At 40.5% G+C, this 328-nt stretch carries 1 protein-coding gene; it reads right to left on the bottom strand.

Translation table 11 applies throughout. The annotated features are described in order from the left end of the window. On the bottom strand, positions 1–328 hold a 328-nt coding region (locus tag I53_RS30830; protein ID WP_148291060.1), incomplete at both ends, for a ferritin-like domain-containing protein.

Below are 328 nucleotides of genomic sequence, written 5' to 3'. Positions count from 1 at the left end.
ATATCTTTAGGTTCTTTAGCTAGATCCAATCCGTTAGCATCAATAACATCATCACCTGAAAAAGCTGCACTTCCGGGATTGATAAGATTTCTGATCGCTGAGGCATGTCTTGCTTCTACGGAAACAATTTTTCCGGCAATCACAAGATAATCTGCATTAGTAATATATTTTCCGGCACCATTATATGCTGCTACACCAGTATCTTCCAGCGCCTTTGCGGTAGCCAGGACAGAATTCCTGTCATTAAAATTTACATTCGGATATTGAAACTCCAGTGTTGGCAGAACATTAGAAGTTGCCCCGCTGATCGCTGCTTTAAAAAAATCTC

The sequence above is a fragment of the Methylobacterium sp. B1 genome (genome assembly GCF_000333255.1).
GTDB lineage: Bacteria > Pseudomonadota > Alphaproteobacteria > Rhizobiales > Beijerinckiaceae > Methylobacterium > Methylobacterium fujisawaense.
This window is presented reverse-complemented; position numbering and strand designations above follow the sequence as displayed.